23 protein-coding genes are annotated in these 24,713 nt (G+C 63.0%); 15 read left to right on the top strand and 8 right to left on the bottom strand.

Annotated features, from left to right (window positions below):
• The first annotated feature begins 150 nt into the window (after window positions 1–150).
• The 12 genes from ACCAA_RS08945 to ACCAA_RS09000 all read left to right on the top strand — a co-directional run bounded on the left by ACCAA_RS08945 (window position 151) and on the right by ACCAA_RS09000 (window position 14,564).
• On the top strand, window positions 151–957 hold the full coding sequence (locus tag ACCAA_RS08945; RefSeq protein ID WP_186406895.1) for a formylglycine-generating enzyme family protein: 807 nt from the start codon (window positions 151–153) through the stop codon (window positions 955–957).
• A 383-nt stretch (window positions 958–1,340) separates the two neighbouring features.
• Complete coding sequence (locus tag ACCAA_RS08950) at window positions 1,341–2,513, top strand: aspartate aminotransferase family protein (RefSeq protein WP_186406896.1); 1,173 nt, start codon at window positions 1,341–1,343, stop codon at window positions 2,511–2,513.
• 12 nt (window positions 2,514–2,525) lie between these two features.
• Complete coding sequence (argF, locus tag ACCAA_RS08955; protein ID WP_186406897.1) at window positions 2,526–3,476, top strand: ornithine carbamoyltransferase; 951 nt, start codon at window positions 2,526–2,528, stop codon at window positions 3,474–3,476.
• Window positions 3,477–3,524: 48 nt separating this feature from the next.
• Complete coding sequence (locus tag ACCAA_RS08960) at window positions 3,525–4,754, top strand: argininosuccinate synthase (protein ID WP_186406898.1); 1,230 nt, start codon at window positions 3,525–3,527, stop codon at window positions 4,752–4,754.
• A gap of 19 nt (window positions 4,755–4,773) precedes the next feature.
• Complete coding sequence (locus ACCAA_RS08965; protein ID WP_186406899.1) at window positions 4,774–4,983, top strand: DUF2788 domain-containing protein; 210 nt, start codon at window positions 4,774–4,776, stop codon at window positions 4,981–4,983.
• 2 nt (window positions 4,984–4,985) lie between these two features.
• Complete coding sequence (ppnP, locus tag ACCAA_RS08970) at window positions 4,986–5,297, top strand: pyrimidine/purine nucleoside phosphorylase (RefSeq protein ID WP_186406900.1); 312 nt, start codon at window positions 4,986–4,988, stop codon at window positions 5,295–5,297.
• Window positions 5,298–5,306: 9 nt separating this feature from the next.
• Window positions 5,307–7,226 (top strand): acyltransferase family protein, encoded by a 1,920-nt coding sequence (locus ACCAA_RS08975; protein WP_186406901.1) that lies wholly within the window; start codon window positions 5,307–5,309, stop codon window positions 7,224–7,226.
• Window positions 7,227–7,492: 266 nt separating this feature from the next.
• Window positions 7,493–7,987 carry a YajQ family cyclic di-GMP-binding protein gene (locus ACCAA_RS08980; RefSeq protein WP_186406902.1) on the top strand — a complete coding sequence of 165 codons (495 nt, stop codon included), beginning with the start codon at window positions 7,493–7,495 and terminating at the stop codon, window positions 7,985–7,987.
• A gap of 22 nt (window positions 7,988–8,009) precedes the next feature.
• On the top strand, window positions 8,010–11,030 hold the full coding sequence (locus ACCAA_RS08985) for a DEAD/DEAH box helicase (protein WP_186406919.1): 3,021 nt from the start codon (window positions 8,010–8,012) through the stop codon (window positions 11,028–11,030).
• Window positions 11,031–11,076: 46 nt separating this feature from the next.
• Window positions 11,077–12,267: a cation diffusion facilitator family transporter gene (locus ACCAA_RS08990; RefSeq protein ID WP_186406903.1), complete on the top strand. Its 1,191-nt coding sequence runs from the start codon at window positions 11,077–11,079 to the stop codon at window positions 12,265–12,267.
• A 154-nt stretch (window positions 12,268–12,421) separates the two neighbouring features.
• Window positions 12,422–13,759, top strand: coding sequence for a 23S rRNA (uracil(1939)-C(5))-methyltransferase RlmD (rlmD, locus tag ACCAA_RS08995; protein WP_186406904.1), 1,338 nt, complete (start codon window positions 12,422–12,424; stop codon window positions 13,757–13,759).
• A 127-nt stretch (window positions 13,760–13,886) separates the two neighbouring features.
• Entirely contained in the window at window positions 13,887–14,564 is a 678-nt protein-coding gene (locus ACCAA_RS09000) for a DUF3313 domain-containing protein (protein WP_245754515.1), read from the top strand.
• 38 nt (window positions 14,565–14,602) lie between these two features.
• Here ACCAA_RS09000 and ACCAA_RS09005 read toward each other — a convergent pair whose 3' ends face one another.
• From ACCAA_RS09005 to nirJ, 7 genes are all read right to left on the bottom strand, one after another.
• Window positions 14,603–16,351 (bottom strand): ArnT family glycosyltransferase, encoded by a 1,749-nt coding sequence (locus ACCAA_RS09005; protein ID WP_186406906.1) that lies wholly within the window; start codon window positions 16,349–16,351, stop codon window positions 14,603–14,605.
• Window positions 16,352–16,405: 54 nt separating this feature from the next.
• A complete protein-coding gene (locus ACCAA_RS09010) occupies window positions 16,406–17,839 on the bottom strand; it encodes a DEAD/DEAH box helicase (protein ID WP_186406907.1) in 1,434 nt (477 codons plus the stop codon).
• Between the two features lie 303 nt (window positions 17,840–18,142).
• Complete coding sequence (locus tag ACCAA_RS09015; RefSeq protein WP_186406908.1) at window positions 18,143–18,712, bottom strand: chorismate--pyruvate lyase family protein; 570 nt, start codon at window positions 18,710–18,712, stop codon at window positions 18,143–18,145.
• Between the two features lie 26 nt (window positions 18,713–18,738).
• Window positions 18,739–19,182, bottom strand: coding sequence for a DUF192 domain-containing protein (locus ACCAA_RS09020; protein ID WP_186406909.1), 444 nt, complete (start codon window positions 19,180–19,182; stop codon window positions 18,739–18,741).
• Window positions 19,183–19,307: 125 nt separating this feature from the next.
• Complete coding sequence (locus tag ACCAA_RS09025) at window positions 19,308–19,700, bottom strand: hypothetical protein (RefSeq protein WP_186406910.1); 393 nt, start codon at window positions 19,698–19,700, stop codon at window positions 19,308–19,310.
• Window positions 19,701–19,745: 45 nt separating this feature from the next.
• Window positions 19,746–21,353, bottom strand: coding sequence for a nitrite reductase (locus ACCAA_RS09030; RefSeq protein ID WP_186406911.1), 1,608 nt, complete (start codon window positions 21,351–21,353; stop codon window positions 19,746–19,748).
• Complete coding sequence (gene nirJ, locus ACCAA_RS09035; RefSeq protein ID WP_186406912.1) at window positions 21,354–22,547, bottom strand: heme d1 biosynthesis radical SAM protein NirJ; 1,194 nt, start codon at window positions 22,545–22,547, stop codon at window positions 21,354–21,356. It lies immediately after the preceding gene.
• A 182-nt stretch (window positions 22,548–22,729) separates the two neighbouring features.
• On the opposite strand from nirJ, the gene ACCAA_RS09040 reads away from it, so the two are divergent.
• Genes ACCAA_RS09040 through ACCAA_RS09050 form a run of 3 tightly spaced genes read left to right on the top strand, consistent with a single transcriptional unit; the run spans window position 22,730 to window position 24,372 of the window.
• A complete protein-coding gene (locus ACCAA_RS09040; protein ID WP_186406913.1) occupies window positions 22,730–23,314 on the top strand; it encodes an NnrU family protein in 585 nt (194 codons plus the stop codon).
• A 52-nt stretch (window positions 23,315–23,366) separates the two neighbouring features.
• Entirely contained in the window at window positions 23,367–24,032 is a 666-nt protein-coding gene (locus ACCAA_RS09045; RefSeq protein ID WP_245754516.1) for an AzlC family ABC transporter permease, read from the top strand.
• Entirely contained in the window at window positions 24,025–24,372 is a 348-nt protein-coding gene (locus ACCAA_RS09050; protein ID WP_186406914.1) for a branched-chain amino acid transporter permease, read from the top strand. Before ACCAA_RS09045 ends, ACCAA_RS09050 begins: the two co-directional genes overlap by 8 nt.
• 84 nt (window positions 24,373–24,456) lie before the next feature.
• On the opposite strand, the gene ACCAA_RS09055 is transcribed toward ACCAA_RS09050, so the two are convergent.
• Complete coding sequence (locus ACCAA_RS09055; RefSeq protein WP_186406915.1) at window positions 24,457–24,651, bottom strand: DUF2442 domain-containing protein; 195 nt, start codon at window positions 24,649–24,651, stop codon at window positions 24,457–24,459.
• Window positions 24,652–24,713 lie beyond the last annotated feature (62 nt).

Raw genomic sequence — 24,713 nt, forward strand, 5'->3', positions numbered from 1 at the left:
GTTCGCAGGCTCACCCCAACCTACGAGGATTGGTGTCGGATAAGGGATAATGGATGCCGTGAACAGAGCCGAGTGCAAGCAAAGCAAAAAGTCGGGCCGAGCGCGCGCTGCGCGGCGGCTCCCCGGGCAGCCGCCTGGCTGCGCTGGTCAATGAACGGCCTCTTCAAGCCGCAAGAATGGCGCCGTCGTGGCCCCGACCGTTTCCCGCCGCGCTGGGCGAGCGCCTGGGGCGACGATCGTTTCGGCCTGTGGGCCGATCTGGCAGTCGCCGGTGTGGTGCAGCGCCTGCGCTGGGTCGAGGCGGGCACTTTTTTGATGGGCGACGAGGATCTGCCGGAAAGTCAGGTGCTGACGACGATTGCCGCGGGTTTCTGGCTGGCCGACACGGCGTGCACGCAGGCGCTGTGGCTGGCGGTGATGGGCAGGAACCCGAGCCATTTCAGTGAAACCAATGAAAGCGATCGGGGCAGTCCGCAGCACCCGGTCGAGCGTGTGAGCTGGAACGATGTGGTGCTGCCGCCGGACGGTTTCCTTGCCCGCCTGCAATCCTTCACCGACGGTGTGGCGCCCGAACTGCCGACCGAGGCCGAGTGGGAATGTGCGTGCCGCGCCGGGACGCGGACGGCTTACAGTTTCGGCGACGCGATCACGCCGGAACAGGCGAAGTACCGGCGGGACGACGGCAAGGGGATGACCGTAGCGGTGAAGAGCTTGCCGGCGAATCCCTGGGGGCTTTATGAGATGCACGGCAATGTGTGGGAATGGTGTGCCAATGCCGACTACGATGAAGAGCGCATCACGCATGGGGGTGTGGCCGTGCGCGCGCTGCGCGGCGGGTCCTGGGGCAACGACGCCAGGATCGCCCGCTCGGCGTACCGCCACGCGACCTCGCCCGTCAACGCCTCCCTGTACATCGGTTTTCGCTTTGCCCTGAGGTCCACGAGCGCGTTGGGGTGAGGAACGAACCCCAACATTTTCGGCGAGGGATTACGTTGGGGTGCCTTCGTCACCCCAACGACCCGCTTGCCAGGCCTGTGACCGCTTGTCGATTCCGCCCGACGCTCTGCGGACTGCGCCCCCGTTGTGCAGCGCCCTTGCCAGCCAGCCCGGTTCTTGAACGCCGCGCGGCGACCATGGCTCGGCGTCTGTCCAGACCTCAAAAAGCCTCGCCTTTCCTATACATCACAACTCTTTTCCCGTAGAATCCTGGCCTTGTCTTCCGGCATGCCTACCCTTGCGGCGCACCCTGGAAGGTACTGGTCTGGGGTCCGAGTGCGTGTCTCGTTATCCGGCGGCGCAAGCCGCCGTTTCCGTTTCAAAGCCTGTGCAATGGGTGGTCCATGTCTCACCTGATGAATACCTACGCCCGCCTGCCGATCGCCTTCAGCCATGGCGAGGGGAGTTGGCTGACCGATACCGAGGGCAGGCGCTACCTCGATGCGCTGGCCGGGATTGCGGTCAACACGCTGGGGCACAACCACCCGACTCTGGTCGCGGCGATTGCCGCGCAGGCTGGGCGCATCCTGCACTCGTCGAACCTCTACCGGATTCCGCAACAGGAGCAACTGGCCGACAAGCTGGCGACGCTGGCTGCCATGGACGAGGTCTTCTTCTGCAACTCAGGTTGTGAAGCCAACGAGGCGGCGATCAAGCTGGCGCGCCTGTATGGCCACCAGCAGGGCGTCGACAGCCCGGCGATCGTGGTCATGGAGCAGGCTTTTCACGGCCGGACGATGGCGACGCTGTCGGCGACCGGCAATCGCAAGGCGCAGGCCGGTTTCGAGCCGCTGGTCTCGGGTTTCGTTCGCGTGCGCTACAACGATCTCGAGGCGATCCAGGCCATCGCCCGGAGCAACAAGAAGATCGTCGCGGTGATGCTCGAAATCGTCCAGGGCGAGGGCGGCGTCAATATCGCCGATGTCGGTTTCCAGCGCGGTCTGCGCGCGCTGTGCGACGAACGCGACTGGCTGCTGATCTGCGACGAAGTGCAGTGCGGTACCGGCCGCACCGGTCGCTGGTTTGCTTTCCAGCACGCCGACGTTCTTCCCGATGTGGTGACGCTGGCCAAGGGGCTGGGCGGCGGCGTGCCGATCGGAGCGTGTCTGACGGCTGGCAAGGCGACGGGTTTATTCAAGCCGGGCAATCACGGGTCGACTTTCGGCGGCAATCAGTTGGCGACGACGGCGGCGCTGACGACTATCGCCGTCATCGAGAAGGACCGCCTGATCGAGCATGCGGTCGCCGTCGGTGGCCTGATTCGCGAGGGGCTGGCGCAGGCGCTGGCGGGCAGGAAAGGCGTCGTCGATATCCGCGGCCAGGGGCTGATGATCGGCATCGAACTCGATCGCCCGTGCGGCGAACTGGTGACGCGCGCTCTCGCGGCAGGGCTGCTGATCAATGTCACCGCCGACAAGGTCGTTCGCCTGTTGCCGCCGCTGACCTTCAGCGCCGACGAGGCGCGTGAACTGGTTTCGCGCCTGGCCAAGCTGATTGGCGATTTTCTTGCCGCCTGATAGAGATCGGCCATGAACAGCGTAAAGCATTTTCTCCAGTTCAGCGACTTCACGCGCGCCGAGTACGACCACCTGTTCGAGCGCGCGCGCTGGATCAAGGCCGAATTCAAGGCCTATCGCAAGTACTGGCCCCTGTGCGACCGCACGCTGGTGATGATCTTCGAGAAGGCGAGCACGCGGACGCGGCTGTCGTTCGAGGCCGGCATGCAGCAGCTCGGCGGTTCGGCGATCTACCTCAACAGTCGCGACTCGCAACTGCAACGCGGTGAGTCGATCGAGGATGCAGCGCAGGTGATCTCGCGGATGAGCGATGTGGTCATGATCCGCACCTTCGAACAGGCGATGATCGAGCGCTTTGCCGCCCATTCACGCGTGCCGGTGATCAACGGACTGACCAACGAGTATCACCCGTGCCAGATCCTGGCCGACATCTTCACTTTCATCGAGCATCGCGGACCGATCCAGGGCAAGACCGTGGCCTGGATCGGCGATTCGAACAATGTCTGCAACACCTGGCTGCAGGCGGCCGAAGTGCTCGATTTCCGGGTGCATGTGTCGACGCCGCCGGGCTACGAAGTCACGCCGGAACGGGCCGGCCTGCATGGCACCCGGCACTTCGCGCAGTTCGCCGATCCGCTCGACGCGGCGCGCCAGGCCGATCTGGTGACCACCGACGTGTGGACTTCGATGGGCTTCGAAGCCGAGAACGACGCGCGCCGGCGTGCCTTCGCCGACTGGCAGGTTGACGTCGAGATGATGCGTGCGGCCAGCCCGCAGGCGCTGTTCATGCACTGCCTGCCGGTGCATCGCGGCGAGGAAGTCGCCGCGGCGGTCATCGATGGTCCGCAGAGCGTCGTCTGGGACGAGGCCGAGAACCGCATGCATACGCAGAAGGCGTTGCTGGAATACGTGCTGCTCGGCCACGTCGACGGTGCCCAACAGAACCCCCAATCCGGGACCTGATCCTGATTCCAATCCCGGTTCCTGATTCGTTTCGTGCAGGGAAATGCCATGAGTGACATCAAGAAAGCCGTACTCGCCTATTCGGGCGGCCTCGACACCTCAGTGATCCTGAAGTGGTTGCAGGATACCTATCACTGCGAGGTGGTAACCTTTACCGCCGACCTCGGCCAGGGTGACGAACTCGAGGCCGCGCGGCCAAAAGCCCTGCAGTTCGGCATCGCGCCGGACAACATCTACATCGAAGACCTGCGTGAAGAGTTCGTCCGTGACTACGTCTTCCCGATGTTCCGCGCCAACACCGTGTACGAGGGCGAGTATCTGCTCGGCACATCGATCGCTCGCCCGCTGATCGCCAAGCGGATGATCGAAATCGCCAACCTGACCGGCGCCGAAGCGATTGCCCACGGGGCGACCGGCAAGGGCAACGACCAGGTGCGCTTCGAGCTGGGCGCCTACGCCTTGCGGCCCGACATCAGGATCATTGCGCCGTGGCGCGAATGGGACCTGCTGTCGCGCGAGAAGCTGCTCGCCTACGCCGAGCGCCATGGCATTCCGGTCGAGATGAAGCACCGGCAGGGTGGATCGCCGTATTCGATGGACGCCAACCTGTTGCACATCAGCTACGAAGGGCGTCACCTCGAAGACCCGGCGGCCGAAGCCGAGGAGTCGATGTGGCGCTGGACGGTGTCGCCGGAAGCGGCGCCCGACGCCGCCGAGTACGTCGACCTCGAATTCGAGAAGGGTGACCTGGTGGCGATCAACGGCGCGCGCCTGCCGGCCGACGAACTGCTGGCGCTCCTGAACCAGCTTGGCGGCAAGCATGGTATCGGCCGTATCGACCTGGTCGAGAACCGCTACGTGGGCATGAAGTCGCGCGGCTGCTACGAGACGCCCGGCGGCACGATCCTGCTGCCGGCACACCGGGCCATCGAGTCGATCACCCTCGACCGCGAAGTCGCGCATCTCAAGGATGACCTGATGCCGCGCTACGCCAGCCTGATCTACAACGGCTACTGGTGGAGCCCGGAGCGCGTCGCGCTGCAGACGCTGATCGACCACACGCAGCAGGCGGTTAACGGCTGGGTGCGGGTCAAGCTCTACAAGGGCAACGTGATCGTCGTCGGCCGCGATTCGAAGACCGACTCGCTGTTCGACTCGACGATCGCCACCTTCGAGGACGATGCCGGCGCCTACGACCACAAGGATGCCGGCGGCTTCATCAAGCTTAACGCCTTGCGCATGCGCATCGCGGCCAATCTGGCGAGCCGCAAGAGCTGATCAGGGGAGGATCCCGTCAATGTTTGGGTTGACGGAAGAGCAGATTTCGGACTTTGGCATGACCTTCGGGGTCGGCGCCTTCATGCTCTTCATGCTGTTCATCATCGGCGAGATCGCCTGGAAAGCGAAGGCCGGCAAGACGGGGACGATCGTGCTCTTCTTCGTGCTGTCCTTCGGTATGCTGGGCTTCGTCACCAAGACGATACTGGAAAAATTCTGGAGAATGTGAACATGTCGCAGTTCGATCACGTCAGCGTCGTCAAGCAGGCCAACGTCTACTTCGACGGCAAATGCGTCAGCCACACGCTCCTGTTGGCCGACGGAACGAGAAAAACGCTAGGCGTCATCCTGCCCTCGACGCTGACCTTTACCACCCAGGCGCCGGAGGTGATGGAAGGGGTGGGCGGTGTCTGCCGCGTTCGTCTCCAGGGCGAGAGCCAGTGGCAGGCTTACGGCGCCGGCGAGTCCTTCGCGGTGCCGGCCGATTCGTCGTTCGAAATCGCCTGTGACGAGGCCTATCACTACGTCTGTCACTTCGGATAGACGAGATTCGTGAGTCGCTCGCGCGGCCTTCATAACAAATATCGCCGCGACATCGATGGCTTGCGTGCACTGGGTGTTCTCCTGGTGGTCGCTTTTCACGCCTTTCCGAAAGCTCTCCCCGGCGGCTTCGTCGGCGTCGATATCTTCTTTGTCGTCTCTGGTTACCTGATCAGCACGATCATCTTCGGCAACCTGGAGAACAACAGCTTCAGCTTTGGCGAGTTTTATGCGCGCAGGATTCGCCGCATATTTCCGGCTCTGGCGGTGGTCCTGGCGACCGGCTGGGTATGTGGGTGGTTTGTCCTGTTGGCCGACGAACACCGGGAATTGGGGCTGCATATTGTCGGCGGCGGCGGGTTTGTGGCCAATTTTGTCCTCTGGAGCGAGGCCGGCTACTTCGACAGCAGCGCCTACAGCAAGCCTTTTCTCCATTTGTGGTCGCTGGGTATCGAAGAGCAGTTCTACATTCTCTGGCCGCTGCTGCTCTCTTTCGTCCGGCAACGGCAATACAACTTCCTCGCCATCACGCTTCTCGTCGCCATTGCGTCCCTGACCACGGGTGTTCTGACGATTGATGCCGACCCCGTGGCGGCCTTCTATTCGCCATGCTCGCGTTTCTGGGAGTTGATGGTCGGCGGCATACTGGCCTACCTGGCGCTACACAAGCCCCGTTGTCTGGTCGTAAACCCGAATTGGCAAGCGGCCGTCGGGCTGGCGCTGATATTGCTCGCCGTGGCGCTGCTGAACAAGAATTCGGCATTCCCCGGTTGGTGGGCCTTATTGCCCACGATGGGGACTTTTCTGCTGATCGCCGCCGGCACCGATGCCTGGTTGAATCGACGGTTTCTGAGCAGTCGAGGAATGGTCGGCATCGGGCTGATCAGCTATCCGCTCTACCTGTGGCACTGGCTGCTGCTTTCCTTTGCCTGGATTGTGGATGGCAGAATGCCACCACCGGGAACCCGCATGGTGCTCGTGGTGAGCAGTTTCCTGCTCGCCTTTCTGACCTATTTCTTTCTGGAAAGACGAATCAGGGCCGGGGGCAACAGGACCGTGCTGGCGCTGCTTGGCGTGATGATCGCGCTGATCCTGATCGGCCTGGCCAGTTACCGGCAAATGATTCCGCCACGCAATGACGATAGGAGCATCCAGCCCATCCTCGAGGCCCTGCGCGACTGGGAGTATCCCCTGGGTTTTCAGAAAACGGAATTCAAAGGGACGCAGGTCAATGCAATCAAGGCTGGCGAGAAAACGGTGCTGTTCATTGGCGATTCGCATCTTGAGCAATATGGCCCGCGAGTGGTCAGCGTGCTGGCCAGTGACGCAAGGCGATACAATTCCGCGATTTTCCTGACCAGTGCCGGATGTTCGCCGATTCCCGGCACTGGCCAGACGAACAAGTATCATCGCGACAGGTGCATTGATTTCAGGCAGCAGGTCGAAAGGCTTGTGCTTGATCCGGACATCAGCGCTGTGGTGATCGGCGCTGCGTGGAACCTGTATTTCCTCAAATCAAGCTCGCAATACGCCGAAAATATTGACCTGGAATTCGAACTCCGTCTTCTGGACAGTTTCATCAGAGCCATTGCGGCGCGCAAGAAAGTGTTTCTTGTGCTGGATAATCCGAGTGGCCTGCAGTTCGAACCCAGAAATTTTTTCGCCGGCAGCCGATTGACTGATTTGACGGTCACCAGCTTTCGCAGGCAGGTTCCCCTGGCCAGCGACCAGGCGATGCTTGCTGCGCGGCTGGCGCAGCTGGCGACCGCAGCCGGTGCGACGGTGATTGATCCGGTTGTGCACCTGTGTTCGGCAAAGGATTGCCCGGTCATGACCGCGGCCGGCAAACCCATTTACAAGGATGACAACCACTATCGCCCCTTCTATGTCAGGGAATATGCCAGCTTCATGGATGTCGCGCTGGCAGATTGACCTGGCCGCGCGCAGTGCTGCTTACCCTGCGAGTCGCTTGCGCGGCTCGCAAATCACCCCTCTCGCGCGTTCGCGGGAGAGGGTTCGGGTGCGGGGAAAGAGCAGATCTCGGCCTTCTCTAGGCGGTATAATGCTTGATTCCCGTAGGCGCTTGGGGCGGGCGATGAGCGAGCAAGCGCCCGCCGATTCACGACCAGTCTGCCGCTCTGAGCTGGCCGTTGCGCGCCTGCCGCTTTTCCGCGCAACTCCTTAATTGGACGCAAAACATGCCTTCATTCGATTTTTCTTCAGAAGCCGACATGGCCGCGCTGACCAATGCGATCGACGTCACCAAGCGGGCCATCGACAATCGTTACGACTTCAAGGCGACCAGTGCCAAGGTGGAGTTGAGCGAGAAGGACAAGCTGATCACGCTCTACGGTGACTCCGACTTCCAGCTCGGCCAGATCAAGGATCTGCTTTTTCCGGCAATGGAAAAAAAGGAGAAGGAGAGCACCAAGAGGCTTGACGATCAGCCGGTGCAGCGGGTTTCGGGCAACAAGGTCAAGCAGGAGTTGAAGATCAGGATCGGTATCGAGTCGGAACTGGCGAAGAAGATCGTCAAACTGATCAAGGATTCGAAACTCAAGGTTCAGGCGTCCATCCAGGGTGACGCGGTGCGCGTCAGCGGTGCCAAGCGCGATGAGCTGCAGGCCTGCATCGCTCTGGTAACCAAGGAAATTACCGACTTTCCGATCAAGTACGGCAACTTCCGCGACTGATTCGGAGATTGCCAAAGGGGCTATATTGCACAAGCCTGCCGAAGAGTCGAAGACGGTGGAACAGAATGATCTCGGCGTCCTGTCGTGGACCGAAGAGCTGCGTCGCGTGGCGATGGCGGTCAGCAAGAAGGACCGCAACCCCGCTGCCAACCGCCAGCAACTGTTCTATTTGCTGCACTGGACGGCCGACGCCCGCGGTTTTGGGGTGACCGTAGGTAAAGGCCGCGATCCCGAGAGCGCCGACGAGCTGTGGACCCTCGATCGTGCGCTGAGCAAGCCACCGCGCTTCGTCAGCGACGAGGACCGCCCGATTCTGCGCCTGTTGTGGGCCGAGCGTTCTTTCGACACCGGCTTGCGTGCCTTTGGCCTCGGGCCTCGGTACGGCGGCGAGGTGTTGCAACTGATGGCCCAGACGGGCCGCTTGTGCCGCAAGGATGACTTCTCGATCCTCGCGCTGTCCGCCGCGCGTCCGGCGACGCTGGCCTGGCAACTGAATGCCGACGGGAGGCGAATTCCGCTGCTCAGGCCGGATCCGGCGGCCACTCTGGTCATTCCCTTGCGCGCACCGTGGTATCTCGATGTCGACAAGCGTCTGCTCGGCCCCTTGCTGGTGCGTGGCAACCAGGCCGTGGTCGCTCGTCTGTTCTCGCTGCCGCCGCTGTCGGCGACCGCGGCGGCGCTGGTCGGCGAAGCACTGGCTGAACCGGCGCTGGAGTTGCCCACCGATCCGGAAGAGGCGAGTGTCAGCATGCGCAGTATCGACGTTGACCCGGTGCCTGTGCTCAGCCTGCAGACGCTCACCACGCACGGCAACCGTGGCTGGCGGGAATACTTTGCCAGCTTCGGCGGCGGTCCTTTCGATGTCGCCTTGCCGGTTTTTCGGTATGCCGATGTCGAAGTAGTCCCTGACGACGCGCGCGATTTCTCGATTCTGGCGAGCGGCGAGATGGTGCGCATCGTTCGCCGGATCGCCAGGGAAGAGCTGTTGATGGACGAGCTGGCCGCCGCCGGCCTTGAGAAAATTCCCGGCTATGTCCTGCAAACCTTCGGCAAACCGCCGGACAACGCCTACGGTCTGGCGCTGGAGACGAGGTGGCCCGCCTTGATGCGCGAGGGACTGCCGGGCCTGCGCACTGCCGGTTGGCAGATCGAGTTTGCTGCCGACTTTCGCCATCGTGTGCTCGAAGTCGAGGCCTGGGATGCCGATCTGGTCGAGTCGGAAGGCGGCTGGTTCGACCTTGACATGGGGATCATCGTCGAAGGTGAGCGCTTGCCGCTGGCGCCTCTGCTCGCTGCGCTGTTCCGGCGTGACGGGCGCTGGCTCGATGCGGGTCTGCTGGCGCAGATCGAAGACCGCGAGATGATCGAACTGGTGACTCCGTCCAGCCAGCGCATTGGTCGCATTCGTGCCCCGGCATGGCGTTTGAAGCCGCTGGCGGGAACCCTGATCGACCTTTTCGACGGTTTTTCCGGCGGCAACACCCTGCGCCTGTCGCGTTTTGACGCGCCGCGGCTGGCCGAGCTCAACGACAGCAGTCGCTGGCGGTTCAGGGGTCAGCGTGACGTCCAGGCGCTTGCCGACCAGTTGACCGCGGCGCAGGGAATCGGCCACATCGATCCGCCGCTCGGACTGGGGCTCGAGCTGCGCCACTACCAGACCGAAGGCCTGGCCTGGCTGCAGTTTCTGCGCGAACAGAACCTCGCCGGAATTCTGGCCGACGACATGGGGCTGGGCAAGACCGCCCAGACGCTGGCGCATCTGCTGCTCGAAAAGGAAGCCGGCCGGCTCGACCGGCCGGCGCTGATCGTCCTGCCAACCTCACTGATCTTCAACTGGAAGAATGAGGCGGCGCGTTTTGCTCCCGGCCTGACCATCCTCTCGCTGCACGGCCCGGAGCGCAAGAGCCGTTTTGCCGAGATCATCCAGCATGACGTCGTGCTGACGACTTATCCTCTGCTCTGGCGTGATGCGGAGGAGCTGACGCGCCACCGCTATCACCTGCTGATTCTCGACGAAGCGCAAACGGTCAAGAACGCGCGCAGCCAGGGCGCCGAAGTGGTGCGCAAGATCAGCGCCCGGCATCGTCTCTGTCTGACCGGCACGCCGCTGGAAAACCACCTCGGCGAGCTGTGGAGTCAGTTCGACTTCCTGCTTCCCGGCTTTCTCGGCAGCAACCAGAGCTTCACCAAGCACTGGCGGACGCCGATCGAAAAGCAGGGCGACGTGCAGCGGCGTGAGCTGCTCGCCCGCCGCGTTCGCCCCTTCATCCTGCGCCGCAAGAAGGAAGAGGTAGCGCGTGAGTTGCCGCCGAAGACGATCATCGTGCGCAAGGTCGAACTCGCCGGTAGCCAGCGCGATCTGTACGAGACGGTTCGCGTCGCGATGGACGAGAAAGTCCGCGACGAGATCGCCAGCAGGGGCTTCAACCGCAGTCAGATCGTCATTCTCGACGCTCTCCTGAAGCTGCGACAGGTCTGCTGCGATCCGCGTCTGGTCAAGGCGAGGTCGGCGCAGAAGGTCAAGGAACGAGCCAAGCTCGATCTGTTGATGACCATGCTCCCTGAGCAGGTCGAGGAGGGCCGGCGCATCCTGCTCTTTTCGCAGTTCACCAGCATGCTGGCACTGATCGAAAAGGAACTGAAACTGGCCGGTATCGACTACGTTATCCTGACCGGCGACACCAGGGATCGCGAAACCCAGGTGCGCCGCTTTCAGGCGGGTGAGGTGCCGGTGTTCCTGATCAGCCTCAAGACCGGCGGTATCGGCCTGAACCTGACCGCCGCCGACACCGTGATCCATTACGACCCGTGGTGGAACCCGGCGGCTGAAAACCAGGCCACCGATCGTGCCCACCGTCTCGGTCAGGACAAACCCGTTTTCGTCTACAAACTGATCGTCGCCGGCAGCATCGAGGAAAAGATCCTCGCTCTGCAGGAGCGCAAGGCAGAACTGGCCGCGCAGATCCTCTCGGAAGACCGGGGGGTGGACACCAAGTTCGGTCGTGACGACATCGCCGCCCTGTTCGCGCCGCTGTCCGGCTGAAGCGTCTGCGCTAGAATGAGAAGTCCCGCTTTGGAAAGTCACCGCCATGAGTCCACCTGACAGCGCGCCGGAAATGTCCTTCGATGACCCCGGCCGACACGCCGCGACCCAGCGCTGTACGTGGATCAGCGTGCTGGTCAACGTTTTCCTCACCTCGGCTCAGGTCATCGCCGGTATCGTTGCCCACTCGCAAGGCCTGATCGCTGACGGGCTGCACTCGCTGTCCGATCTGGTCTGTGATTTCCTGGTCCTTTTTGCCGCCCACCACAGCAAGGACCCCGCTGACGCGAGCCACCCGTATGGCCATGCGCGCATCGAGACGGCGGCATCGTTTGCCCTCGGCGCGATTCTGGCGGCCACCGGCGCGGGAATCATCTGGAGCGCGGCGATGAAGCTGCAGAACCTCGGCGACCTGCCGCCGGTCGCGCCGCTTGCCCTGTGGACGGCGATCGTGGCGCTGGCGGCGAAGGAGGGATTGTTTCGTTACATGCTTCGCGTCGGCGAGCATCTACGTTCGCCGATGCTGATTGCCAATGCCTGGCACGCACGTTCCGACGCCGCTTCATCGCTGGTCGTCGCCGTCGGCATCGTCGGCAATCTGATGGGCTACGTTTTTGCCGACTCTGTCGCGGCGCTGATCGTCGGCTTCATGATCGTTCGCATGGGCGCGGTGTTCGCCTGGGAGGCGCTGCAGGAACTGATCGACACCGGGCTGTCGATCGAGGAGGTCGACAGCATCCGCCAGGTGATCGTCGACACGCCAGGAGTGAGCAGTCTGCATGAGCTGCGTACCCGCCGCATGGCGCATCGCTCGCTGGTCGATGCCCATGTCTGCGTCGAACCGCGGATCAGCGTCTCGGAAGGCCACCGGATCGCCGAGACGACCCGCAAACGCGTGCTCGACAGCCATCCCTCGGTGTCCGATGTGCTGGTGCATGTCGACGTCGAGGACGACCTGGATCACGACAGCAGCAGCCAGGCGCTGCTCGACCGCAGCGAGTTGATGAGCGATCTGGCGCCGGTGCTCGCCGGACTGCCCGAGCCGCAGCGGGTCGTCCTGCACTATCTGAATGGCCGCGTCGAAGCCGAGGTCTATCTGCCGCAAGACGCGCTGGCAGACCCTGCCGCGCTCGGCCATGCCGAGCGCGAATTCATCCGGCGCTTGTCACAGCATCCTTTGCTCGCCTCGCTGTCGATCAACTACCGGCACCGGGTTCTGCCTGCCGGCGGCGACTGAGTGACCGAGATTGCCGCCGGCAGGCAAGAACAGCCAGGGTGCCACAAGCAAGGCGCATGGCACCCATTGTACCGCTCTCAGGTGCTCATTGCCCTCGGCACCACTGGTCGGAGATTCGCGATAGAATCACGCGCTTTGTCAGCGGAAGCCGCGCATGCCGACCGGAATCATTGAATCGCTGGACCACGAGGCGCGGGGAATCACGCGCTGCGACGGCAAGACGGTCTTTGTCGAAGGAGCCTTGCCGGGCGAAACGGTCGACTATGCAACTTATCGCCGCAAACCCAGCTATGACCTGGCGCGGACGCTAAGGGTTCTGGAACCCTCGCCGGATCGCGTGACGCCGCTCTGCCCGCACTTTGGCGTCTGCGGTGGTTGCAGCATGCAGCACCTCGATCCTGTCGCGCAGGTCGCCGCCAAGCAGCGGCTGCTCGAGGATAATCTCCGCCATCTTGGGCGGATCGCTGCCGAGCAGCTCTACGCCCCGATCTACGGTCAGCCCTGGGGTTACCGCTATCGGGCCCGCCTTTCGGTTCGCCTGGTGGTCAAGAAGGGTGGCGTTCTGGTCGGCTTTCACGAGAAGAGGAGCAGCTACGTCGCTGACATGCGCCAGTGCGAGATTCTGCCGCCGCATCTGTCGGCCATGCTGCTGCCGCTGCGCGAGCTGATCGGTAAAATGTCGATCCGTGATCGCCTGCCGCAGATCGAGGTGGCGGTCGGTGAGCGGGTGACGGCGCTGGTGCTGCGCATCCTGGAATCGCCGAGTGCGACCGACGAGGACCTGCTGCGCGATTTTGCCGACCGCCATGGGGTGGTCTTCTACCTGCAGCCACAGGGGCCGGCGACGGCGTGGCGCTTCTATCCGCTCGACGGGCCGCGCCTGTCCTACCTCCTGCCGGACTTCGCCGTCGAGCACTTCTTTTCGCCGACCGAGTTCACGCAGGTCAATCACGCGATCAACCGCGTCCTGGTGCGTCGCGCCCTGGCGCTGCTCGACCCACGCCCTGGCGACCGCGTCGGTGACATGTTCTGTGGGCTGGGCAATTTCACGCTGCCGATCGCCCGCTCGGGGGCTCGCGTTTTGGGCGTTGAGGGCAGTGCCGAGTTGGTTCGTCTTGCCGCCGAGAATGCCGCCGCCAACGGCCTCGAGGATCGCGCCGAGTATCGCGTCGCGAATCTCTTCACGGCGACGCCGGAGACCCTGGCGGCTCTCGGTCATTTCGACAAGATGCTGATCGACCCACCGCGCGAAGGTGCCCTGGAACTGGTCAAATCGCTTGGCGCCGACGGCCCGCAGCGAATCGTCTATATTTCATGCAGTCCGGCGACGCTGGCGCGCGACGCGGCGATCCTGGTCACCCAGAAGAACTACCGCCTGCGCGGCACCGGAGTGGTCAATATGTTCCCCAATACCTCGCACGTCGAGTCGATCGCGCTCTTCGAGCGTACTTCAAACCAAGTGAGTAATAATGAAAACACCACGCTTTCTTGAACCGGCAGTTGGCATACCTACCCTAGGGATGGTCGTTCTTGCCGGCTGTACTCTCCTTGTGGGTTGCGCGACGGACAGTTCGATGCTGGGCAGTGGCACGAACATAACCGCTTCCGACAAGACACGCATGACCAAGAGCGGCTATCTGTCCGACTACGCACGCCTGAAGCCGACGCCCTGGAGTGACGGAATCGAATGCTGGCGTGACCCCAAGATCGATGCCAGGAACTACGACAAGGTGCTGATCTCGCGCATCGTCCTATCGCTTACACCGCCCAAGGACAAGGAATCTGAACAACTGGTCGATCCTGGCGACCTGAAGGCCCTGACCGACTACTTCTACGGCTCGCTGGTCAAGGCATTGAAGCCACAGATGCAGGTGGTCGAAAATCCAGGACCCGGGGTGGTGGTTATCGGAATCGCTTTGACCTCCCTGGTGCCCACTGCGGTGAGCAAGAGCGTTACCGGTACGCTTATTCCTTACGCGTTCATCGCCGAAGCGAGCTCCGGCGTTGCCTCGGGCCGGCCGGCGGGCTCCACTCCGTACATGGGCGAAACCGGGATGGAGATGCAGTTCCGTGACGGCGCATCGGGCGCGATCCTGGCGGAATGCCGGGATACCGAGATCGGACGCAAGTACGCCGCAGACAGCAGCTCGAATGCTGCGGGCGCAGCGCAGACCTGGGCGGGTGGCTATGTGAATTCGTTCCAGGCCTGGTCATATGCGAAAAACGCATTCGACAAGTGGTCGATGCTGGTCGCCAAGCGCCTTGCCGATCTGCGTGCGGCTAACCCGGCGCAGTAAGCGCAACTCACCTTGGTGAGGATGCTGGTCAGCTTGGTCTAGCTGACGCGCTCCAGCAACACCCGCCGCCGCGCCTCGGTCTTTGCGTCGTTGTGCGCGGCGGGATTTTGCTCCTCGATAGAGCGCACTACGTAGCGCCCTGGTTCGCTGGCCAGAATCGCTTGCGCCCACTCGTTGTTCACCACCCTGAAGCGAGTCGCCCTTGCCCCCGGTTTCACCGCGGGACGTCCCAGGTAGAAGACCACCCGCGCTGCATCGGTCAGCTCAACCGCCCCGCCGTCCGTCTGCTGCGCGTTGATCTCGACCGCTTCGCCTTCCGGAACAATCTGTCGCACGGTCGCGCAGAACCGTTGCAACTCGCGCGCCTGATGACGCAGGCTCTCCATCGTCCCGAGCACCCCGACAAGGAGCACGAAGACCAGCGCCATGGCCGGTGCCAGCGCGCGCAAGCGGTCGTTCATCCGCCTCAGCAGCAGAACGCCGAGCCCGATGCTGGCGCCGACCAGTGGCAGCCACGCCGGGATCGCCTGCCAGTACTCGGGAGGTAGAACAGCAAAGGCATCGAGTGCCGCCGGTGCCGCCAGCGGATGTGCCAGCCGCAAGATCCCCAGCGCGAGCGCCGCCACGCCGCTGACGGTTCCGCTGATCGCCACCGCGGCCAGTCCCCATTTGCGCAGCCAGGTTGCCCAGCCACGGCCAGAGTCGAGCAGCGCTTCTGCCACGATGAGCGCAAAGAACGGCGCAATCGGCAGCAGATAGTACGTTCGCCGCGACCCCGAGAGCGTGAAAAACACGAAGATTGCCAGATACCCGAAGAGCGGGAACAGGCGCCGCCGGTCCTCCGCGCGGTCGTACATGCGCAGGCTGAAGCCGCCTCTGGCGCGTGCCTGCTCGCGTACGCGCAGCCAGGCCAGTGCCAGCGCCGCGGGCAGGAGAGCCGACCACGGCGCGAGCAGCTCGAACTGGTTCCAGAAGTAGAAATACCACGGCTGCACGTGGTCGAAAGGCGTCAGCCCGCGGGTCACCGACTCGCGCCACAATAGTTCCAGAGGTCCCGTGTCACCTCGTGTCAGCCATGGAATCGCCAGCGGCACCCCCAGCGTCAGGCCAAGCGCGAGGACGCCAAGCACCGTCGGAAGAGGGCGCACCCAGCCAAAGCCGCGTACCGCCAAAGCCCACAGAAAGGCTGCAAAGCCCGGCACTGCCACGCCGACCAGTCCCTTCATCAGCGAGGTGACGCCGACCACCACCCCCAGTGCCGGCAGGTGCCACCAGCGCTGGTCCTCCGATGCCTCCATAATCAGCAGCATCGCCAGTGCGACGCCGAGCACGGTATGGGGGTCGGCGCTCGCCACCCGGCTGAAAAAAAGGATCCTGAAGGTGGTCGCGAAAACGCAGGCCGCCACCGCGCCGGGTAGCGCGCCTATCGTCCTCTTTCCCAACAGGAAGACCACATAGGTGGTCAGGACGAAGCACAGCGCTCCCGGTAGCCGGAGGGTCTGCTCATTCAGCGTCCCGGTCAGCGCCGACACCACCGCAATCAGCCAGTAGCTGCCGAACGGCTTGTCTGGATAGGGGCTGCCGCCTATGGTCATGCGGAAGAAGTCGCCGCTGGACAGCATCTCCATGGTGACGGCGCCCCAGCGCCCCTCCGATCCCTGCAGCGGGATATCCAGCCGCCACAGCGAAAGGAAGGCCGCGACCAGCAAAGCGGCGACCAGCAGTGGCCGTACGTAGCGCTCGTCGGTCGTGCCGCGGCTCGCCGACGCAAGCTGCGCAATGCTCATCGCGGGCAGCAAAAAAGCCCGCATGCGGCGGGCTTTTCGGCGGAGCAGAAGCGATCAGCGATCGCCATACGTCCGGCGGCTACCGCTGGCGATAGCGCCATGGCCACTCTTGGCTGCTTCGCGGTAGGGCGCCGCGTGCGCCGATCCATCGCGCTTGGCCGCCGAGGGCTTGCTGAAATGGCTTTCGCTTCGTCCGGCGGGTTGGCTGTGGCTGCGGTTCTCGCCACCCTTCCACGCCGGTTTGCCGGTCGGGCGAGGCTTGACCGAAGGCGACCGGCGAGTCGGCTCATGACCGACCACGACTTCGACCGGAATGACCTGTTTGGTGAACCGTTCTATCTTTCTGACGTTGAACTGCTCGGCGTGATGGACCAGCGAGATCGCCAGACCGTTGCGCCCGGCACGGCCGGTGCGGCCGATGCGATGCACATAGTCCTCGGCAAATTTCGGCAGATCGTAGTTGAACACGTGTGTGATCGTCGGGACGTCGATGCCGCGCGCAGCGACATCGGTGGCCACCAGGATGCGTACCTGACCACGACGCATGGCGGCGAGCGTGCGGTTGCGGGCTCCCTGATGCATGTCGCCATGAAGCGCCGCGGCGTTCAGACCGGCGACGTTCAGGCGGTCGCTGACGGTGTCGGCATCTCGCTTGGTGGCCGTAAACACCAGCGCCTGATCAATCGTCGTATCGCGCAGGAGGTGGTCGAGCAGGCGGTTTTTGTGCGCCAGGTCGTCGACGAAGTGCATGCGTTGCTCGATGTTGTCGTGGCGCGCCGACGCGGAATCGACCTGGATGCGCAGCGGTGCGCGCGTCATGCGCTGGGCCAGCTCGCCGACGGTGCCATCGAGCGTGGCCGAGAAGAGCATTGTCTGGCGCGCGGCGGGAGTCGCGGCAACGATCCGCTCGATGTCCTCGATGAAACCCATGTCCAGCATCCGGTCGGCTTCGTCGAGGACCAGGATCTGCAAATTCGAGAAGTCGATCTTGCCCGACGTCATGTGGTCGATCAGGCGGCCCGGCGTGGCGACCAGGATTTCCGGGTTGCGGCCGAGAAGCTCCATCTGCTTCGGATAAGGCATGCCGCCAAGGATGGCGACGGCTTTCACCTGATGAAGCTGGCGACCGTACTTTTCGGTGGCCGCGGTGACCTGCAGCGCCAGTTCGCGAGTCGGTGTGAGCACCAGCATCCGCGGGTGGGCGGGCTGGAAGCGCTGGCGATCATGGCCGCGCGGGCGGGCGGTAGCGCGCTCGGAGCTGGTCGTGCGTGGTGCCGCGGCTAGCCGCTCCTGGACGGCAAAGCGATGTAGTGCCGGCAGCATGAAGGCTGCCGTCTTACCTGAGCCGGTCTGCGACGAAACCAGCAGGTCGCGCCCTTCGAGGGCGGCCGGAATGGCTTGTTGCTGTACGGGGGTCGGTTCGCTGTAGCCCGAATCAGTGAGTGCTTTGAGGATGGCCGGGTGGAGGCCGATTTCTGAAAAAGTCATGTTTCTCTTTCGTATGGATGCGCGGCGCACTGCCGTCACGGCATAGCACGCTGCTGAAAATAAATGCAACGCCAACCAACGAAAAAGCTGAGAGAGACTCTGATCGGTTCAGAGAATTCAGCACCCGTCAGCACATGTGCCGGGGCGGTGCTGAATGAATCGACACCAGGAGGCAGGAGGGCTTGAGAAGTTACAGCCAGGTTCGCGATGCTCTTTGCACCGGGCAGCGTTGCTACCTGGTGCGGCGCGCATTATAGCATCGACTTGCCGGCCGTCCAGTTTTCTTTGCCGCTGGCGCGACTTTCACAGTAGCGCAGGCACTTGCCATAGCAAGGGCGAGAATACTTCGCTGACCAGTACCGATTGCCCGCCAAAACCAAAGCGCGAGCGGCGAGCCCAGAGCATCGTCGGCGCCTCGCTACCGCCGAGTTGCAGCGCCGTGAGCGCCGGTTCGAAGAGCGCATGGCGGTGATCGAGGCGGTTGAAGGTAAGCTGGCCACGCGTGAATCCGGGGTGCGAGAAAAGCAGTGCGCCCAGCGAACGGTTTCCCAGACGCGCCAGCCAGACGGTCAGCGGGCCGCGCGGTCGCCGGGGCAGTACCGTGTGTGCGAAGACGACAATCTGGTCGTCACAGAACAGCGCCACTTCACGCACCCAGGCCTGGACACCCGGTTCGATGCCGAGCACCCGGGCTTCATCGGCTGTCGGTGTGCCAAGCTCCTGGCGCAGCACGCGAACGGCGAAGCGCCCTTTGGCCTGGATGCGCGCGGTCAGCGAGCCACGGCCGCGCAACCAGTTGTTGAACGGAGCGCGAGCGCTGTCGGTCGTGCGCAGCAAGCTCTCGCGCCATGCCTGCCGGCGGGCGATGCTCATCACCGGAAGCGCAGCGCTGGCCCGGCCTATTGTGGCCGCGGGGACTTTTCGATGCCGCCAATACGAGTTCCCGGTTTGATTCCCTTGCCGGCGAACCAGCCCAGATTCATCTCCAGCGCATAGCGCGCGGCGTTCGCGGCGCAGTGGTTGTCGTCGGTCTGTGGCTGCATGTCCTCGATGTTCAGAATACGTCCTTCCTCGTCGAGGAAGGCGACCGACAGCGGCAGAAAGGTGTTGCGCATCCACATGCAATGGCGTTCCGCCTGCGTAAAGACGAAGAGCATGCCGTGGTTGGCCGGCATGCTGCGGCGATGCATCAGACCCTGCATGCGCTTGCCGTCATCGGCGGCCACCTCGGCTTCGATGCGGTAGAAACCGGCCGTCAGGTCGATGCCCTGCAGTTGCGCCGCAAGCGGCGGCGAAATCAGCACCAGGGCCGATACAATCAAGAAAAAAAGACGCCTGTGCATCGCATGCTCCGCATGAGTCTGTGTCAATGGTAAACGTTTGCTCTGGCCCTGTGGATCCCGCCGCCGAGACCGTAAAATGGACCTGTTTGGCATGCCTGGAGCGGGTGTGGTCGGTGATCCGGCGGCTATTTCTTTCGTGCAGTTCCCTTGGCTTGCTCAGGAGCCTTTGTCGGCGCCTTGGCCGTAGCCGGAGATTTGCTTGCCGATCCCGGGGCTTTGGCGCCCGCCGATGTCGATGTCTTGCTGGCCTGGCGCTGCCCGCCGGTCTTGGCGCCAGGGTGCGAAGCCACCTTGGCCGCCGGCTTGGCCGCGGTCCTGGCCCCTGTTCGTGCGGGGGGTTTGCTGACCGGCTTGGCGACTGTCCTGGCCATCGGTTTCGGCGGCGGTGCGGCTTCGCCAAAGGCCACCGACGCGTCCTCATCCTCGGCAGCCTTGGGTACGGCCAGGCTTGTCGCGCAGGACAAGGACAAGGCTGCGGCCAGCAGGCCGTGCACCAGACTGTTGATGGTCTTGCTCATAACCAAGCCTCTCGACCTTGTCGTTTACTGTCCGGGATCAATGGATCAATGACTCGTGCCTTCGGAACGTGATATTTTATTCCACACGTTGTATTTGCCGACAGGTTTCTTCGCCGGTATGCGTTTCACTTCCTTCAGCGTCTGGGCGTCGATCACCACCAGCGCGCCGTCCATCTCCCACAGGCTGGCCAGCGCGTAACGGCCGTCACGGGTGAATTCGACATGCGCCAGCGTCTGGCCCGGCTCGGCCTTGATCTGCGCCACCACCTCCAGGGTTTGCTTGTCGATCACCTGCAGCGTGTTCTTGTGTTCCGGGCTCATCATCGAATCGGTGAAGGCGTAACGACTGTTTTCGTGGCTGCGCATGAAGAATCCTGGTCCTAGCGTCTTGATCTGCTTGATGTTCTCGTAGGTGTCGAGATCGACGACGGTGACTATCCCTTCGTTCAGATTGGGCGAGGCCATCACGTTCCGTTCGCGACCGGCCGCATCCTTCCATTTCCAGGTGATTCCCGAACCCAGGTGCGGCATGCCGGGCAGGTCAAGATCGGCGATCTTCTTGTGTCCGTCGAGGAAGATCACCTGTCCCCTGGTGGCCGAACGCGACGAACCGAGGATCTCGCGGTAACTCTGGGTGAAGAAGAAGTCGTCCAGGTAATCCTTGAGAAGGGTACGGCGGGGGGTGAACATTCCCGGCTTGAAATGGCCTTCGCGGTACTGATAGTCATGCACCAGCCCTTCGGCGACCGGCTCGGCGTTGGGGTCGTAGCTGATCTCCCAGACTTCCGGCACATCCTTGAGCGCCGCGATGAAGCTTTTGCGCGGCGCGGCATCATAGACCGCCGAGACGCGCGAGGTCTTGTTGCCTGCACTATTCACCGTCGGGATGACCTTGACCAGTGCTAGATCGTTGGCGTCGAGCAGCACCAGGCTGTGCGGCAGGTAGTTGCCGACCAGCACCCACTTGCCGTCGCCGGAGACGGCGGCATTGCGCGTGTTGAGGCCGGCCCGGATCTCGGCGACGACGACCAGATTGTAGAGGTCATACTTGGTAATCCAGCCGTCGCGCGACGCGAAATAGACGAAACGTCCGTCGGGCGAGAACTTCGGCCCACCGTGTAGCGCATAGCGACTGGGGAAGCGGTGCAGACGCTCGAGTTTGTCGCCGTCGAGCACCGAAACGTGATGGTCGCCGACCTCGACGACGACGAACAGGTTGAGCGGGTCGGCCCCCTTCAGTCCGGGACCGGGTAGCGATGGCTGGCTGGCAGCCTGCGCATCGACGACATGCGAGTGGCGGATCTCCGCTTCGCCCCATACCGGCGCCGGGCTGACCGGACTGTAGATCCAGGCAACGAGTTGCTGCGCTTCGCCGGCGCCCAGCTTGTCGCCAAAAGCCGGCATTTGCGTCGCCAACCGCCCTTCGCGGATGACCTTCAACGCTTCCGTCTGGCGTAGACGCTCGAGGTTCTCGGGCAAGAGCGCCGGGCCGATGCCGCCCAGCCGGGATTCACCATGACACGCGGCGCAGTGCTCCTGGTACAGTGCCTTGACTTCGGCGGCGGCGGCCGGCGACGAGGTGCCGGTCAGCGACGCCGCGACAGCGGTCACACCGACGAAGAAGATGGCGGCCAAGCGGAGGTGCCGTTTCATTCACGCTCTCCGGATTCTGATGTAGGGCGTCACGGCAACGCGCTCGCGGCCGGGTGAAACGCCTATTTCCGCATCATCGAGATAACAGCCGGGGTCTTCGGCCCAGGCGTCGCCGGTCAGTTGCTGGGCACGAACCCGTGTATTGCCGTTGCAGATAGCGAAGTGCTGGCACTCGCCGCAGCGTCCCGACACGGTCCGCGGAAACTGCTTCAGACCGGCCATCAGCGGGTCCGAAACGTCAGTCCAGATGGCCGAGAACGGGCGCTCGCGAACGTTGCCAAGGTTGTAATGCCACCACATGGTATCGGGATGGACGTTGCCGAGATTGTCGATATTGGCGACATTTACGCCCGATGAATTGCCGCCCCACTGGGCAAGTCGGGCGCGGATGTTCGCTGCCTGGTCAGGGAACTGCTTCTCCACCCAGTGCAGGAAGTAGACGCCATCGGCATCATTGTTGCCGGAAGTGAACTCCTTGTGCAGGCCGCGCTGCTGGTAGTCCCAGCAGGTAGCGAAGAGAAGATCCATCGCCCAGCGCGTCAGTTGGTGCTGCGCGTCGTCCTTGCGGTTCTTGTTGCCGCGACCGGCATAGTTGAGATGGGAGAAATAGAAGCGGTCGATGCCTTCGTCCTCGACCAGTTCGAGCAGGCGAGGCAGGTCGTGCGCGTTGTCCTGGGTCATTGTGAAGCGAACGCCGATTTTCAGGCCGAGGTCGCGGCACAGGCGAATCCCCTTCAGCGACGCGTCGAAAGCCCCCTGCATCTGGCGGAACTTGTCGTGCGTGGCGCCGATGCCGTCGAGCGAAACTCCGACGTAGTCGAAATCGCACTCGGCGATGCGGTCGATGTTTGCCGCGTCGATCAGGGTGCCGTTGGACGACAGGCCGACGTAGAAGCCCATCGCCTTGGCGCGGCGGGCGATGGCAAAGATGTCAGGGCGCAGCAAGGGCTCGCCGCCGGACAGAATCAGCACCGGGACGCGGAAACGCTTCAGGTCGTCCATCACGGTGTAGATCTCGTCGGTGGTCAGTTCACCGGGGAAGTCCTTGTCGGCGGAAATGGAATAGCAGTGCTTGCAGGTCAGATTGCAGCGCCGGATGAGATTCCAGATGACGACCGGTGCCGGCGGGTTCTGCTTTGGCCCAGGCTGTTTGGGAGCCGAGAGTTCCTGCATGTACTGGGAAATCCGAAACATCGTGCAGCCTCCAGGAGAAATCCGGCTATTAGAGAAGATGGCTGCCGGGGTCACCTTGACGTGGATCAAGGCCTCGCATCAAGCGTCGCCGGGTCGCCGGTCGGGCGGGCGGAGTCGCCAGGGCTTCTCGGCGGACCAGCAAAACAGTATTCTTGCATGGTTCTTTCGCTGGGTAACTGTCCATGATGCTCTTGATCCTCGGCCTGGTCGTCTTTCTGAGCGCGCATTCGACGCGAATCGTCGCCGACGGCTGGCGCACCTGGCAGATCGACAGGCTCGGCGAGCAGCGTTGGAAAGCGATTTTTTCGCTGGTCTCGCTGCTCGGCCTGGCGCTGATCGTCTGGGGCTACGGCGCAAGCCGGGCCGAACCAGTGGCGCTCTGGCAGCCACCCGGATGGACGCGCCATCTGGCTGCCGTGCTCATGCTGCCGGCTTTCGTACTGCTGGCCGCGGCCTATGTGCCGGGCAACCGCATCAAGGCGCTCGTCGGCCACCCGATGGTGCTGGGCACCGAGTTCTGGGCTGTGGCGCACCTGCTGGCCAATGGCAACCTGGCCGACGTTCTCCTGTTTGGCAGCTTCCTGGTCTGGGCGGTGGTCGATTTTGCTGCCGCTCGTCGGCGCGACCGTTCCGGCGCTACGCCAACACCGCCGACCGCCGTAGCGCTGTCGCGCGATGCCCTCGTCGTCGTCATCGGCGTCGTCGCGTGGAACGTATTCGCCTGGCTCGCGCATCGCTGGCTGTTTGGTGTCGCGCCCTTTGGCTGATATGACGAATAAAACCATTTCAGCGCACGACCCCTGTGTAAATGGCTGGTCAGTGCTCGCGCTGACCGCTCCCATCGCGATGGGCTACATCCCCCTGGGTACGGTTTTTGGATTCCTGTTTGTCCAGGCTGGCGCCGCTTGGTGGCTGGCAATCCTGACCAGCGTGTTCGTGTTCGCAGGCGCTTCCCAGTACATGATGATTCCCATGGTCGCGGCCGGACTTTCCGTGGGCACCATTGCGCTGGCCACATTGATCGTCAATCTCCGCCATGTGTTCTACGGATTGTCCTTGCTGAAGAAGTTTCCACAAGGGAGTTTGCTCCGTTGGTACATGGTTTTTGCGCTGACCGACGAGACCTATTCGGTCCTCACGACGATCCCCGAGTCGACCAGCCACAAGCAGATGGCTTTGGTCGCCTTGCTCAACCACATGTGGTGGGTATTGGGCACCGTCATCGGCGCCGTTATCGGCGCCCAGGCACAGCTTGCTCTGGCGGGCCTTGATTTTGTCTTGGCAGCGCTGTTTGCCGTGCTCACCGTCGAGCAGTGGCGAACGAAGAAGACCCCGGCGCCTCTATGGGTGGCTCTTGCGGCATACGCAGTGGCACACCTCCTGGCGGCAAAGCATGCATTGGTGATTTCCATCGTCCTCAGCATCGTGGCCGGAATGCTCTGGCAACCCAAATCGGTAGCCGTCGGCGAGGTCCATAATGATTGACAGCGGGTATGTGGTCGGGGTGATAGCCGCCATGGGGCTGGTCACCTTTGCACTGAGGGCAGTCCCATTCGTCGGCGCGCAATGGCTGCAAAAACATCCGATTGTCCAACGCCTGGGTGAATTCCTGCCCCTGGCGATCATGACGCTCTTGCTCGTGCACTCCGTCACCGGGGCGGCCCTTGAGCATCCGGGAGGTCCGTGGCCGGAGCTATTGGCAGTCGCCCTGGTCGTATTCCTGCAATGGCGAAGCAGGAATGCGCTGTTGAGCATCGTGCTGGGTACTTGTGTCTATGTACTCATGCGCAATCCCGGTCTTGGGTGGCTTACTGAATTGTTCTGAAGTCGACGCCGGCGGCTTCGCGCTCTATCTGCCCGCTATCGAAATGAGACTTGGCCGCCAAGCTTCTTGCGTGTTTTCCGATCGTCAGGCGGCCTGCCTATGCGGCCGATGCGCCGGCGACCCATACAACATGCCCTCGACACTGATGTCTTCGTCTATTTCTGGCCAGTGGATGCCTTGGCCATCGCCGAGAATTGCAAAATTCTGGCGCTGCTCCGCAGTCGCTTCTGATAATCTCCAGGACCAGGTCAACGGGACGCTGATGGTGCGCCCATCCATCGTAATCGTTTAGCCCCCCGCTCGCCGGCACCGCCCCTCAATCAGGCGGCAGCCGGTAGCGG

It is taken from the genome of Candidatus Accumulibacter aalborgensis, from assembly GCF_900089955.1.
GTDB classification, from domain to species: Bacteria; Pseudomonadota; Gammaproteobacteria; order Burkholderiales; family Rhodocyclaceae; genus Accumulibacter; species Accumulibacter aalborgensis.